Annotated in this window: 11 protein-coding genes and 1 pseudogene; 4 read left to right on the plus strand and 8 right to left on the minus strand. The window is 70.9% G+C overall.

The features are described from left to right. Positions 1-180, minus strand: a 180-nt coding sequence (locus tag ACIP64_RS40380; protein WP_401597559.1) for a transposase, incomplete at its 3' end; no start/stop codon positions are given. 128 nt (positions 181-308) lie between these two features. Here ACIP64_RS40380 and ACIP64_RS40385 point away from each other — a divergent pair. From ACIP64_RS40385 to ACIP64_RS40400, 4 genes and pseudogenes are all read left to right on the plus strand, one after another. Continuing rightward, a pseudogene (locus ACIP64_RS40385) lies at positions 309-572 on the plus strand (transcriptional regulator); the annotation flags it as partial. Between the two features lie 425 nt (positions 573-997). Continuing rightward, on the plus strand, positions 998-1,309 hold the full coding sequence (locus ACIP64_RS40390) for a hypothetical protein (protein ID WP_401597561.1): 312 nt from the start codon (positions 998-1,000) through the stop codon (positions 1,307-1,309). Between the two features lie 399 nt (positions 1,310-1,708). Next, entirely contained in the window at positions 1,709-2,686 is a 978-nt protein-coding gene (locus tag ACIP64_RS40395; protein WP_401597564.1) for a TauD/TfdA family dioxygenase, read from the plus strand. A 182-nt stretch (positions 2,687-2,868) separates the two neighbouring features. Then, positions 2,869-4,125: an MFS transporter gene (locus ACIP64_RS40400; protein ID WP_401597567.1), complete on the plus strand. Its 1,257-nt coding sequence runs from the start codon at positions 2,869-2,871 to the stop codon at positions 4,123-4,125. A gap of 130 nt (positions 4,126-4,255) precedes the next feature. Here ACIP64_RS40400 and ACIP64_RS40405 read toward each other — a convergent pair whose 3' ends face one another. From ACIP64_RS40405 to ACIP64_RS40435, 7 genes are all read right to left on the minus strand, one after another. Continuing rightward, complete coding sequence (locus ACIP64_RS40405) at positions 4,256-4,705, minus strand: HIT family protein (RefSeq protein WP_401597569.1); 450 nt, start codon at positions 4,703-4,705, stop codon at positions 4,256-4,258. A 143-nt stretch (positions 4,706-4,848) separates the two neighbouring features. After that, on the minus strand, positions 4,849-5,493 hold the full coding sequence (locus ACIP64_RS40410; protein WP_401597571.1) for an LmbU family transcriptional regulator: 645 nt from the start codon (positions 5,491-5,493) through the stop codon (positions 4,849-4,851). 3 nt (positions 5,494-5,496) lie between these two features. Further along, positions 5,497-7,296: an AMP-binding protein gene (locus tag ACIP64_RS40415; RefSeq protein WP_401597574.1), complete on the minus strand. Its 1,800-nt coding sequence runs from the start codon at positions 7,294-7,296 to the stop codon at positions 5,497-5,499. Then, positions 7,293-8,717: an AMP-binding protein gene (locus tag ACIP64_RS40420; RefSeq protein WP_401597577.1), complete on the minus strand. Its 1,425-nt coding sequence runs from the start codon at positions 8,715-8,717 to the stop codon at positions 7,293-7,295. Before ACIP64_RS40420 ends, ACIP64_RS40415 begins: the two co-directional genes overlap by 4 nt. A gap of 3 nt (positions 8,718-8,720) precedes the next feature. Next, positions 8,721-8,990, minus strand: coding sequence for an acyl carrier protein (locus ACIP64_RS40425; protein ID WP_401597579.1), 270 nt, complete (start codon positions 8,988-8,990; stop codon positions 8,721-8,723). After that, on the minus strand, positions 8,990-10,342 hold the full coding sequence (locus tag ACIP64_RS40430) for a condensation domain-containing protein (RefSeq protein ID WP_401597581.1): 1,353 nt from the start codon (positions 10,340-10,342) through the stop codon (positions 8,990-8,992). The genes ACIP64_RS40425 and ACIP64_RS40430 overlap by 1 nt, the downstream gene beginning before the upstream one ends. Then, complete coding sequence (locus ACIP64_RS40435; RefSeq protein WP_401597583.1) at positions 10,339-12,618, minus strand: peptidase domain-containing ABC transporter; 2,280 nt, start codon at positions 12,616-12,618, stop codon at positions 10,339-10,341. Before ACIP64_RS40435 ends, ACIP64_RS40430 begins: the two co-directional genes overlap by 4 nt. Positions 12,619-13,275: the final 657 nt, after the last annotated feature.

A 13,275-nucleotide genomic window follows, 5' to 3' on the forward strand; every position in this document is an offset into this window, starting at 1 on the left:
CGTCTGCCATGGCCCGTAGCGTTCGGGCAGGTCACGCCAGGAGACTCCGGTACGGATCTTGTAGACCATGCCGTTGACGACCTGCCGGTCCGCCATGCGAGGTCGTCCGGTGGCGGCCCGCGGTATCAACGGAGCGAGCAACTCCCACTCCCGGTCGGTGAGTTCATGGCGACGTATCACCCCACCATGATCCACCACTCGATGAAGGACGTCGCCGAGGAACTGGGCCGCGCACCCGCACAGGTGGGGCTGGCCTGGGCCGGCGGTGCGCTCGCGCAGCGTGTGGCCGGCGGCCTCCCAGCCCGACCTTGCGGATCCACGGCACGGTTGCACAGATCCGTGCCCGCCTTCCGGCCAGTGTCGCGAGCCTGGGGGAGGAAGCGCCTGCGGCGGGCGAGGACCAGGCGGCCGAGCGCTGGCTGCGCGCCGAGCTGCGGGCGGAGCGGCTGGACTGGTTGCCGCCGCTCCTCGCCTCACTCGACCGGCCGTTCGTCGGCGAGCGTCCCGCCGAGCTGCGCGACTTGGTCGCCGCGTTCGCCGAACGCCTCACCTCCTACGCCCGTGAGGCCTGACAGCACAACAACCGGCCCCCGCTTCAGAGCGAAGGTCACCTTGAACATGACGTACCCCCGGCTGAAGAGGCGTTCCGCACCAATCCCGGGCATGCTCGCCGTACTCGGCTGCCGCATGGTGACCTGCGGCCTGAGATCCGGATCCGCCGGGCGGATTCCGGTGGCGGTCGAGCTCCGGGACCTGGCGCTTCAGTTCAGCGAGCGTCCATGCCGCGCCTTGCTGTGGTGCCTCGCATCATCGGTACATCCATTGTTGACCGAGCCCTCACGTGTGTTGACCGTCCATCGATCTCGGTTCGTGAGCATGGAGGTGTCAACGCGGCAGGAGTTCTCGGAGGGAATCGGTCATGGGCGAGTCCAACAGAAGGCTTATCGGTAGCCGGCGACTGCGTCTCGCGGTCGGAGGCATCGGAGTGCTGGCGCTGGTGACCGGCATAGCTGGGTCGGCAGGCACGGCCTACGCCGCGGAGACGGCCGGGCGGGCAGTCCTGAACGCGGCGTCGCGTGGGGACGTGGTGGCGTCCGGGGCGGTCGACCCCTGCGACTGGGACCACGAGGGGTGGCGTGCCGCTGAGTGCGGGGACGCGGTGGCGTCCGCGCCGGTCGACCCCTGCGACTGGGACCACGAGGGGTGGCGTACCGCTGAGTGCGGGGACGCGGTGGCGTCCGCGCCGGTCGACCCCTCTGGCTGGGACCACGAGGGGTGGCGCGGCCAGCGTCTGCCGCTGGCGCCCTAGTCACAAGGCAAGCCACCGCCCGTTCGCCCCGGGACGCACACTTTGACGGGTCGTGTCCGCCGTGTCCGGCGAGACCTCGACGTCATCGGTCCTGTGAAGAGGCCGAGACGCGGGCGGGACGGAATCCGGTTCGCGAACTCGGCGACGGTCGCCGATCGCTGTGCTGTGAGGCGAGAGTCGCCCGATGGGGTCGCGGCGGGCCGAACACGGCCCGCCCCGCCCCCCCTCGACCGCAAGGCCCATCGCCCAGGTCGCCGTCGCGCAGGCGAACACCGCCGACCGGTGGTTGTGGTTCCGGAGTCGACCGGGACCGGGACGCCCGGAAGCGCTCGGGCCCACCGCATGTCCGTTCCATCCCCTCGTCGCCATGTGTCGCCATGGGCACAGGAAGGAATTCCCATGCATTCCGACATACCCCTGCGAACACTGCCACCGGAGGCAGCGCACCAACTGGTCACGGCCGCTGGGAAACTCCTTGCGGACCACGGCGGCACGACGGGCCCCGAGCTGTTCGCCTCGCTCGGGGAAGCCGCTCGGCAACTGCACTCCACCACACGAGACCGGTTCCGAGCACAGTTCACGGACGCGGGGATGTTCGTCGTACGTGGACTGCCGGTCGATGACGAAGAGATCGGCCCGACTCCCCTGCACTGGTCGCGGGCAGAGGACGCCGGAGCGCTGTGGGATGTCGTTCTGCTGCTGGTCGTTCATCTGATGGGACGCCCTTTGGCATGGGAGGGGCAGCAGAGCGGACGCATCGTCAACAACATCGTTCCCTCCGAGGGGCACGAGCACGAACAGACGGGCGCCAGCAGCACGGTGCTGCTGAGCCCGCACACCGAGGACGCGTTCCATCCCCAGCGAGCCCACCTGCTGCTCCTTTGCTGCATGCGCAACCACGATCGCGTGGCCACCACCGCGGCGAGTGTCCGACGGACCGGGATCGGTGACGAGGACCTCGCCCGGCTCACCATGCCGGTCCTGCCCATCCTGCCCGACGACGCCTACGAAAGCGTTCCCGGGTTTCACGAAGCCCCACCGCCCGTGCGAACCCTGTGGGACTCGCCCGAGGGGCTCACCCTGCGCTTCGATCCGGCGTACACGCCGCTGGACCGGGCCGACCAGGCCCACCGGGACGCGTACCGACGCCTGGAGGAGCAGCTGGCCGCGGCTTCCGTGGAGGCGGTGCTCGAACCCGGGGACGTGCTCGTGGTCGACAACGACGTCGTCGTGCACGGACGTGTCCCGTTCCGTGCCCGCTACGACGGCACCGACCGCTGGCTGAAGCGGGCTCTGGTGCGGGTCCCGGCACGGGATACCAGGCCGCCGTCCGAACAGTACGAGCACGGCTACGGTCAGTCCGCGATCGAGATGTGACGGCGTCCGCGCCCAGGAGCCCCGGCACCCCGCCGGCCCGGATCGTGCTCCGATCCGGGCGACGGCGTGCAGGGGCTCAGGCCGCTCGCCCGGCATCCTCGCCGGTCCGCCCGGTTCTGAATCGGGCCCTGTCACTTCGGCCCGTCAGAACCCCGGCCCACAGGAAGGAACGGTGTCATCCCATGCCGGCTTCCCCGCGCCCACCGCGAGCGCCTCTCGGCCCCCGGTTCCGCCTGCTGTGGAGCGCCGTCTCCGCGGCCGGCCTCGGCGACGGCATCGCCTTGACAGCCATGCCCCTGCTCGCCGGGCGGCTCACCGGCGACCCGAGGGGCGTCTCCCTCGTCTTTTTCGCGGAGCAACTGCCCTGGCTCGTCCTCGGCCTGATATCCGGAGTCGTCGCCGACCGCTTGGACCGCCGGCGTGTGCTGTGGATCTCCGACGCCCTGCGGGCCGTGATCGCCGCGGCGTTCACCTTCGCCGTCTTCACCGGGCGCGCGTCGATACCCCTGCTCGGCGCGGTGGCTCTGCTCCTCGGAGCCGGGCAGGTCATGTACGTCGGTGCGTGGGGCGGCATGGTGCCCGCGGTCGTCGAACCGGTCGGCCGCACCCGCGCGAACGCGGCACTGCAGGCCACGGCGCAGGTCACCGGCAACCTCCTGGGCTCGCCACTGGGTGCGGTGCTGTTCGCCGCGTCTGTCGCGGCGCCCTTCGCGGCGCAGACGGCGTGCATTGCGTGCGCTGCCGTGCTGATCGCACTTCTGCCCGGGGACTACCGTGCGCGGACGACCGGCCCCACGCGACGAACATCGTTGCGGCGGGAAGTGATCGAGGGCGTCGGCTGGCTCTGGAATCACCGTCTCCTGCGGCTGCTGTGCGTAGCCGCAGGCGTCGCCAACCTTGTGGTCACCGCACTCACCACCGTTCTGGTGCTGTACACCCGTGAGGAGCTCCGTATCAGTGGTCTCGGCTACGGACTCGTCATGGTGGGGTTCGCGGTGGGAGGCATCGCCGGGGCCGCCGTCGTCGCGCGGGTGTCCGACCGGCTCGGCGCCGGCAGGACGCTCACCCTGGCCATGGCCGGCCAGGCGGGATCCGTGGCGTTGGCGGGCGCCGTCTCGTCCCGCCTGGCGTTCTGCGGTTTCATCGCCTGCTACGGCGCGGCGATGCTGTCCTGGAACGTCGTGGCCGTCTCCGTACGTCAGAGCATCGTTCCCGACCACCTGCTCGGCCGGGTCAACATGGCGTACCAGATGATCATCGCTGGCGCGAGTGCGGTCGGCGCGCTCACCAGTGGCGTCGTAGCGCACGTGTTCGGCCTGCGCGCTCCCTTCGTCATGGGTGCGGTCCTGTTGTTCACGCTCTGCGTGACGGCCGCACGCGGCGTCGGTTCCCAGCACTCCGCCGCCGGGCCTTCCGCGGCACGCGCCGGGTCCCGCTGACGGCCCCTGTGGGCCGCGCGCCCCATGGGGCCGGGAGGCCACGGCGAGCCGTGAGGCACCCGGTGCGGTGACGACGAAGGTGGCTGCCGCGCGGCAGGCCCGGCACAGCGGGTGCGGAAGTCCCGGCGGATCAGACGGCCTCCATGCGTCCGTCCAGCCGCGTCAGTCCCGTTCTCACGGCGGCCGCAGCTTCGTCGAGGACGTCACGTTCCCGCACACGCCAGTCGGCGCCGATGGTGAAGCCGTCGCCGGCGAAACGGGGGAACACGTGCAGATGGACGTGGAAGACCTCCTGGAAGGCGGCTTCTCCGTCCGCGAGGAACATGTTGACGCCGTCGCAGCGCAGACCCGACCGGCGCAGAGCCCGTCCGACGCGGTGCGCCAGCGACCACATATGGGTCCCAGCGGTGATGTCGAGATCCTCCAGCCCTTGCGCGTGCGCCCGGGGGACGACGAGCACATGCCCAGGAGTCACCGGCTGGTGGTCCATGAAGGCGACGACCCGCTGGTCCTCGTGGACGATGCTCGCCGCGACACGGCCTGCGACGAGCGAACAGAAAACGCAGTCCTCGTCCGTCACCCTTCCTCCTCCTGCCACGCGGTCACTTGCCCATCAGGAAAGCAGCTCACCGCTGTACAGGAGAAGGTGCCGCACTGATCCGGCTCGAGGTACGGGACATCCGTGGCGGGCTCCGGACATGCCGGTATGCACCGGTAGGCCTGTCATGTGCCCTCGCGTGCCGCCCGGTCCGCGAGGGCGGCGAGCCACTCGCCCACGTCGCGACGCTCGCGCTCGGCCGCCCGCCGCCACTGCTCCCAGCGCTCCTCGGCGACCTCCAGGCTGAGCCTGGCCGTGCGATCGGCCGGTACAGCGCGGCCCGGTGCCTCGGCACGCAGCCGGCGGCGCAGTTCAGCCTTCGGCCACCTGTGTTCCGCCGACCGGTCGAGCCACAGGTCCTGTTGTTCCGGAGGCAGGGCGGCGACCTCCTGATGGTGCTGAAAGCTGAGCTCCTGGCGCCGCCGTGACGGGGGGAACTTCCTCGCCACCCAGGCGTAGTTGCGCAAGGTCTGGTAGTCGAGCGCGGTGCTCCGCATCGCCTCGCGGTAGCGGTTCGGATAGCTCACACTGCCGTGCACCAGCCAGTCACCGAGCCACCAGGACGACGAATCGGCGGCCGACTGCAGCTGCCCGCCGAGCCGCAGCCAGGCGGCCAGAGGCAGATCGCGCGGGAGTTGCAGGGCGGTGGGCAGCGCACGTGCGGAGCCGTCCAGATGCAGGCGCGCGATGGCGGGCAGGGACGCCGCACCGTCCGCGGCCCTTCTCAGGCCGGCCGCGCGACGCGGGGTGGATGCTGCCATCGGGTGCATGGGTCACTCCTTGGATGTCGGGCCGGGAGGCCCGGGTCCCGGCGGCGTGCCGTCGGCGATGCCCGTGGGGCGACCGCACGTGTCACGGACGCCGGATGCCCGGCTTTCCCGTCGGTTTCGGGTCTCGGAAACCTGGGGCTTGCCACTCGTCGTAAGGGACAGCTGCCCGGGACCGAGCAACTCGACGTCATGGACGAAGAGTTCGAGCTCGACGGCCAGGCGCCCTCTGATCTCCTGGGCCAGTGACGCTCTGACGGCGGCGGAGGCGTCGACTTCGGTCACGAGGCAGACCCGGGCGGTGCCAGGTGCGTCCGAGCCAAGGCCGCCGGTGGTGAAGGCCACGCAGCGGCCGGGGCGTACACCTGGGATACCGGCGCACACGGCACGGATGTCGGCAGCATAGAAGTTGCGCCCGTTCTGTACGACCGTGTCGTCGCCGCGCCCCAGGACGAACAGGTGCCCGCGATGGACGAAGCCGAGATCACCCGTGCTGTGCCAGTCTTCCACCGCGTCCCGGTCGTGCGCCGCGTCAGCCGTTCCGGCCCTGGAAGCGGCGCTCGGCCAGTAACCGGAGAACATCTGCGGCCCGCGGATCCGGATGCGGCCCACCACCGCGTGCCGCCCCGTCCGGCCCTCGTGGTCGCTGATCTCCACTTGCGTGCCGGGCAGAGGCCGTCCTGACGAGAGCAGCACGGACCGGGAGCCGCCGGCCTCGGTCGACGGAACGACCTGGCCGGCCTGAAGGGCCGCCCGGTCGACGGCCAGCCGCAGCGCCGGATCGTCCGGGGTGCCGGTGGTGACCGTGAGAGTCGCTTCCGCCATGCCGTACGAAGGACAGAAGGCGTCGGGGCGGAAGCCCGCGGGCGCGAAGTGCGCCGCGAACCGCTCCGCGGTGTCCGCCCGGACGACCTCGCCGGCGTTGCGTGCGATCCGCCACGCCGTCAGGTCAAGTTGACGCACCTGCTCGGCGGACACCCTGCGGACGCAGAGCGCATAGGCGAAGTCGGGCGCGCTGGACATCGACCCGCGCACCGCCGTCAGCGCGCGCAGCCAGGACAGAGGGGACCGGGCGAATTCCCGCGGATGCAGCAGCACCGAGGCGTAGCCGCTGAACAGCGGGCGCAGCACCCCGGTGACCAGACCCATGTCGTGGTGGAGCGGTACCCATGTCACCGACGTGTCGTGCGGACTCTCGCCGTAGATCCTGGCGGCCTGGGCGCAACTGGCCCGCAGCGCGCGGTGGGTGATGACGGCTCCCTTGGGAGCGCCCGTCGAACCGGACGTGTACTGGAGCAGCGCGACGGCACACTGCCGGGCGGGGCGCGGTGGACCCGATGGGACCCCGGCGGACGCGATCAGGTCGTCCCAGGCGACGACCCGTCGCAGGCCGGCGATCGCGGCGGTGTCCCCGTCCCGAGCCTGGCCGGCGCGGCTGAGCACGAGCGCGGGACGGCAGTCCTCGACGATTCCGCGCAGGCGTGCCAGAGCGGCCGGATGCGCGTCCGCGGTCAAGGGCGGCGCGGGGACCGCGATGAGGCCTGCGGCCGCGCAGGCCAGCAGGGCCGCTGTGAACGTGTGATCGTTGGGCAGGGCGAGCACGACCCGGTCGCCGGCATCAGGGGCCTGAGCAGCCAGGGCCGCGGCGGCCCGCTCGACCAGTGCGGTCAGTCCCGCGTAGTCGATCGTTTCGCGTATCGCCCCGTCCCGCCAGGCGGTCACGGCAGTTGCCGACGGCCGGGACGTCGCGTGCCGCGTCAGCCAGTCGTAGGCCGTACGAGCCCTACCGGGCCGGGCGGTGCTCACCGGTGCCTCTGACCGGTACCAGCCCCGTCCGAGGCCAGTGCCGCGCGCCGGATCTTCCCGCTCGGAGTCCGGGGCAGGCTACCGCTGGGATGCGGGACGACCTGGGGGAGCGGCAGGCCCCACGCGGCGGTGGCCGCGCCGATCGCCGCGACGAGGCCGGCCGCGTCCTGCGTCACGGGGGTCTCCACGTGGCAGACGGATGCGGGGCCGGTCGGTCCGCCGATCACGGCGACGTCGGTGACGCCGGGCAGTTGGCGGACCAGGTGTTCCAGCAGAGCCTCGTCGTGTCCGCCGGACGTGCCCATGCGACCGAGGACGTAGAGGTAGCCGTCCTCGTCCAGGTAGCCGAGGTCGCCGGTGCGCAGCACCCCGTCGGAGCCGGACGCGCTGTCAGCGGCTCGCAGACGGGCGGTGATCTCGCCCGGCGCGCCGGCGGGCAGGTGTTCTCCGTCCCGCTCGACGGTCAGGGTGATGCCGGGCAGCGCACGCCCGACCGAACCCGGGTGCGTCAGCCACTGCGGCGTGCCGATCTCCGTCAGGATGCTGCGGGACGTGCCGTAGTACTCGTGCAGGACCGGTCCCAGCAGGCCGATGGCCGCTCGCTTCACGGCGGGCGGACAGGAGGCGCCGCCGTGGAAGACCGCCCGGAGGGGCTGTGCGGGGGCACGGCCGGCCCGCACGATGTCGACCAGCAGGTCGGGGCTCAGCATGGTGCTGGCCACCGCGTGACGATCGGCCAGCGTCGTGAACTCCGACGCGGACCATTCCTGCTGCACGACCACCGTGCTGCCCGCCTGCAACGCGTACAGCGCCGGACCGAGCGTTCCCAGATGGTAGGTGGGATTGGCCATCAGATGCGGGCCCACGGAGGGCCCCGCCGCGTACCGCTCCTCGACCGCGACGCCGAGGTACGGGCGTGCGGGGCGCACCCGGGGCACCGCCTGCGGCACGCCCGTCGTGCCGGAGGTGGCGAACGCCAGGTACCCGGCCGCGACGGAGGCCCGCAACGGAACGGGAGAGTCCGAGGTGCCCGCGTCGACGAGGGTTTCGTCGTCGGCGACAGGGTGGGGCGGCGTGCCCGCGCACTGCTCCGCGGGCCAGGACGTCACGTGCAGGGCGACGCGCATGTCGGCCAGCAACCGGGAGCCGGTGGGTGATCGCAGCAGTCCGGCCTCCACAGGGAAGAGCCCGTAACCGTGGGCGAGGGCCGCCAGAGCGAGGGCGAAGAACCGGGGGCCGGTCGGGATGTCCGTGGAAAGGACGCTGCCGTCGGGCAGGCCGCGCGCACGCAGTCCCCGGGCCAGGGCGTCGGCCCGCGCGGTCAGTTCTCCGAAGGTGCAGGACTGGGATCCCGCCACGACGGCCAGGCGGGACGGTTCGGTCCCGGCGGACTTCCAGGGACTCCACAGATGAGGGCGCACGGCTCAGGACTCCCCGGACACGTCGCCGGTGGTGACCGCGGCTGCGTCGGCCAGGCGGGCGGCCATCGCGCGGAAGTTCTCCGCGTTGAGGACGGTGTGGGCGTCGACATCGACGCCCAGGCGCTCTTCCAGGAGATCCGCCAGCCACACGGCGGTGACCGAGTCACCGCCGGCGGCAAAGAAACCGTCTTCCGGTCCCATACCGTCACCGAAGACCTCGGCGACGGCCGTCATCACCTGCGGCAGCAGAGAGTCGGGGGGCAACTGGCTCATCACTGGGGCCTTTCCGATGACGGACGGCGGCCCGTGACGGCCGCGGCGTCCGAGGTGATCTGGTCCGCGATCGCCCGGGCCAGTGGTTCGCCCACCCGCCGTCCGTCGAACACCAGGTCGATCATGACGGCGTCCCGGTACTCGTTGCACCTCAGGTGCAGGGCGGAGGAGTCCACGAGGGCGATTCGGCGCAGCGGGTAGGCGTCGGGGGTGATCCGCAGCGTCGAGTCCCCGCGGGGCGGACGCACCGACCCGGGGAAGCTGCGCAGGTTCACGTAGACGTCTCGTGCGATCGCACCGGCAGCCGCCCCCGGGCCGGGCGGCGTGCCGAGCAGCGCGGCCAGTTCGGCAGCGGGGAGCTGTTGATGACGTAGGGCGTCGACCATCGCGGCCCCGACTTCGGCGACCACTTCAGGCAGGGCAGCTCCTGGCGCGCCGATGGCCAGGGGGGCCGGTCCGGCGAACATCCCTACCGTGTCGCGCTCGGCGGGGGGCCGGGAGTCGAGCGAGGTCCACAGACTCAACCTGCGCTGTCCGGCGTGCGTGGCGAGCGACCGTGCGAACGAGCCGACGAGCCAGTGCATGACGGTGCAGCGCGCCTGCCGGCAGTACTCGCGCAGCGCCTCGAGCAGGGCCTCGGGGATCGTCGCGTGGACGCTGCCGCTCGCGGTGGGGGCGACGTCCAGTTCGCGCCAGCGGTTGCCGGCCGCGAACTCCGTGCGGCGCTGCCAGGATGCCCGTGCCCGTTCGAGACGGCGCGGACCGCGGCCTTCACGCTGGTCGCGTGCCGCCCGCGCGAAGGAGGGCGCGGTCACCGGCGGGGGGTCGGCGGCGGTATCGCCCAGGGCGGCGTAGTCACGCCAGACCTCGCGGCTGAACAGGTCGTGCGCCCGGCCGTCGAAGAAGACGTTGTCGAAGGTTGCCAGGAAGGCGTGGTGTTCGGGGTCATGGCGCAGCAGCCGGAGGCTGAAGGGCCGTCCCCGGTCGGCGAAGGGCGTGATGACGTCCCGGGAGAAGAGCGCCGCGGCGTAGTGGGAGAACTGGCCGGTCGAAACCGCGGTGACGTGCTGCCCGTCGATGGGCCGGTCGTCCGGCCGGATGGGCAGTAGCCGCTGCGCGGTCGCCGGTGCGTCGGAGCCGGACGGGACCAGGGCCATCCGCAGTGCGTCGTGCCGGGTCACGAAGAGGCGCACGGCCTCTTCGAAGCGCTCGGTGTCGAGAGGGCCGAGGATCCGATAGCACAGCCGGACATTGCGCCGGGTGTAGGTGCTGCCCCGGACACGGCGGAGGTACCACTCCTGCTCGTAGGTGAGCGGGCCGGGCGCCGGCAGCCCGGATTCGGCCTCGGTCACTGCAGGCACAGGAACTCGCCCCCCTTCGCCTTGAGCTCACGGGGGGAGCCCGACTGGACGATCCGGCCGTCCTGGACCACCAGTACCTGGTCTGCCGCGTCCAGCACGGTGAGCCGGTGCGCGACGGCGACGACGGTGGTGCCGGAGGCGAGCAGCCCCTGGAAGACGCTCTTCTCCAGGGCAGGGTCGAGGGCGCTGGTCGCCTCGTCCAGGATGAGCAGCCGCGGTCGGCGGGCCAGCGCCCTGGCGAGCACGATCCGCTGGCGCTGCCCACCGGACAGCCCGTGACCGCCGGGTCCCACGAGAGTGTCGTAGCCCATCGGCAGGGCGATGATCTCCTCGTGGATGTGGGCGAGCTTGACGGCTTCGACCAGGTCCGCGTGGGCGATCTCGTCGCCTCCGAAGGAGATGTTCTCCCGGATGGTCCCGCTGAACAGGTGTGCGTCCTGGTTGATGTAGGCGATCCGGCGCCGGTACGAGGGGCCGTGGAGCCCGGCGACATCGTGCCCGCCGACCTCGACGGTTCCGGAGGTCGGCGTGTGGAGCCCCGCCAGGAGCAGGCCGAGGGTCGACTTGCCCGAACCGGACCGGCCCACCACCGCGACGAAGTCGCCGGCCGCGATGCGCAGATCGACCCCTGAAAGGGTCGGCCGCGACGCGCCGCGGTGCCGGAAGGTCACATCGCGGACCGTGACCTGGAGCGGCTCGGCGTGACCGGCGTCCGGCAGCGGTCGGCCGACCGGTTCGGGCGCGGTCGACAGGATGTCGTCGAGCCGCACCAGTGCCGGTCGCGCACTGGCGAGTTGGGAGGCCGTGTCGAAGACGCTCTCCAGCGGGGCGAACAACGAGACGGTCAGGGCCATGAACGCGAGCGTCCCGCCGGCCGAGCCATGACCGGCGAGTACCTGCCACGCACCGACGACGAGTACCACCATCGGTGCGCAGAACTGGATGGCGCGGCTGAGTGAGGTAGTGGCGGCGAGACTGCGCCGCGCGTGGAGGCGCTTGTTCACTTCGGCGACCAGTGAGTGCGACCAGCGTTCGGCGGCCACGGACTCGGTTCCGGCCGACTTGAGGCTGGTGATGCTCTCCAGCAGTTCGACGAGCTCGCCCTGAGCCTGGGTCTGGCGCTCCAGGACCTCGTGGCTCAACTCGGCCTGGCGCCGCCAGGTGATGGTCATGACGGCCGCCTGGAGCACGATCAGGAAGACGACCACGGCGGCCAGGAACGGGTTGACGACGAACACGGCGGTCAAGTAGATGACGATCAGCAGGCCGTCGAAGGCGGTCGACACCGCAGACATGCTCAGGACCTGGTTGAGCAGGCTGCTGGTCCTGACCCGCAGGGCCAGGTCACCGGAGTTGTGGACGGTGAAGAAGTCGTAGGGCAGGGAGACCAGATGCTCCATCACGCCCCAGGTCAGTTTGCGTTCGACAGCCGCTTGCCGTTTGGCCAGCAGGAGGGCCCGCAGGATCTGAAGACCGAAGAAGAGCAGCGCCACTACGGCGAGTCCCGCCGTCGCAAGCCACAGGGTCCCGGTGAGATGGCCGGGCAGCACGCTTCCGAGGAAGACGCTGACCGCGGCCGGCAGAATGAATTCCAGGGCCGTCAGGGCTCCCGAGGCACCGAGTATCCCGCCCAGCTCGCGGCCCCGCGGCAGGACATGTCGCAGCAATCGCCACGGACCCGATGTCGCGGGCGCTGCGGAGACACGCGTCTCGACCGGTGGTTCCAGTGGGGCGGCGAACTCCAGCGCGACGCCGGTGAACGACTCCGTGACCGCTTCCGGACTGAGGCGCCGGCGGCCTGACGCCGGGTCGACGATGTCGGTGTACTCCTGTGTCGCACGCTCCAGCACCACGAAGTGGTTGAAGTTCCAGAAGAGGATGCTGCCGGCGGGCAGGTGACGGAGCCCCTCCAGATCTGTGCGGACTCCTCGTCCGCGCAGTCCGTTTCGGCGGGCGACGTCCAGAAGGGTCCGGGCCGACGCGCCGTTGCGCCCCGAGTCGATCAGCGCTCGTATGCCTGCGAGATCCGCTTCGATCCCGTGGTGGCGCAAGGTCATGACGAGGGAAGCCGGGCCGCAGTCGCTGACCTGCGTTTGCAGGCACACCGGCACACGTCGGCGGCCTCGTCGTGCCAGGGCGCCGGAAACGCGCTCGCGCCGACTCGCCGGCCCACGGCTCTCGCCCGTACGGCCGAACACCGGTCCCAGGCCGTCCCGCGTGTAGCGGTGTGCAAGGGCCTCGGCCCGGAAACGTGGTCTGTTCGTCATCTCCTGCGTCCTCCTCGGCGAGCCGGGTGGACCGGTTGATCCCGGACCACCCGACTCAGTCGGCCTCACGGCCAGCTAGCAGCGCCGAGGGCGCTGCCAGCCGGCCGTTCCCCTGCGGCTGGCTAGCCGTCAGATGCAGGGGAGGGGGCTGACGACGACGACGCCGCCGACGATGTCGTCGAGCTCCTCGTCGGCCAGGGCGGTGATGTCGACCTCGTAGTTCTCCATGATGATCTCCTCTGTATCGCTGGGAATTTTCGCCGGATCGGAATACGTGGAACGCGGTTCCATCATCCGGTGAAGGCATCTCCGCGGGTGCGGTTGATTGCGTCAACGACAGTAGACCCGGGTGTTGAAAAAAGGCAAGAGCGGATTCCGCGGCCGATGTCCAGGCGTCGTCTTCCGTCCCTTTTGGGTGTGAGTCAGACGGCGTAAAATGGTACAAATAGACTGCCTAAAGGGGGTATTTGGTGTCCGAGTGATTCTCCATGTCTCGCTGGCGGGACGCACTGAAAGCGCCGGCGGTACCGTCCTCTTCGTGAATCGTTCCTGGAAACAAAAAAATCCCCCGGCCGATACGATCCGTCTTTTTCGCGGCACGCGGAAAAGGCGGACGATCGGTCGGAGGATTGGATCGGGGTAATGGCTTCGGGATGT

The sequence above is a fragment of the Streptomyces sp. NPDC088733 genome (genome assembly GCF_044751185.1).
In the GTDB taxonomy this organism is placed as follows: Bacteria; Actinomycetota; Actinomycetes; order Streptomycetales; family Streptomycetaceae; genus Actinacidiphila.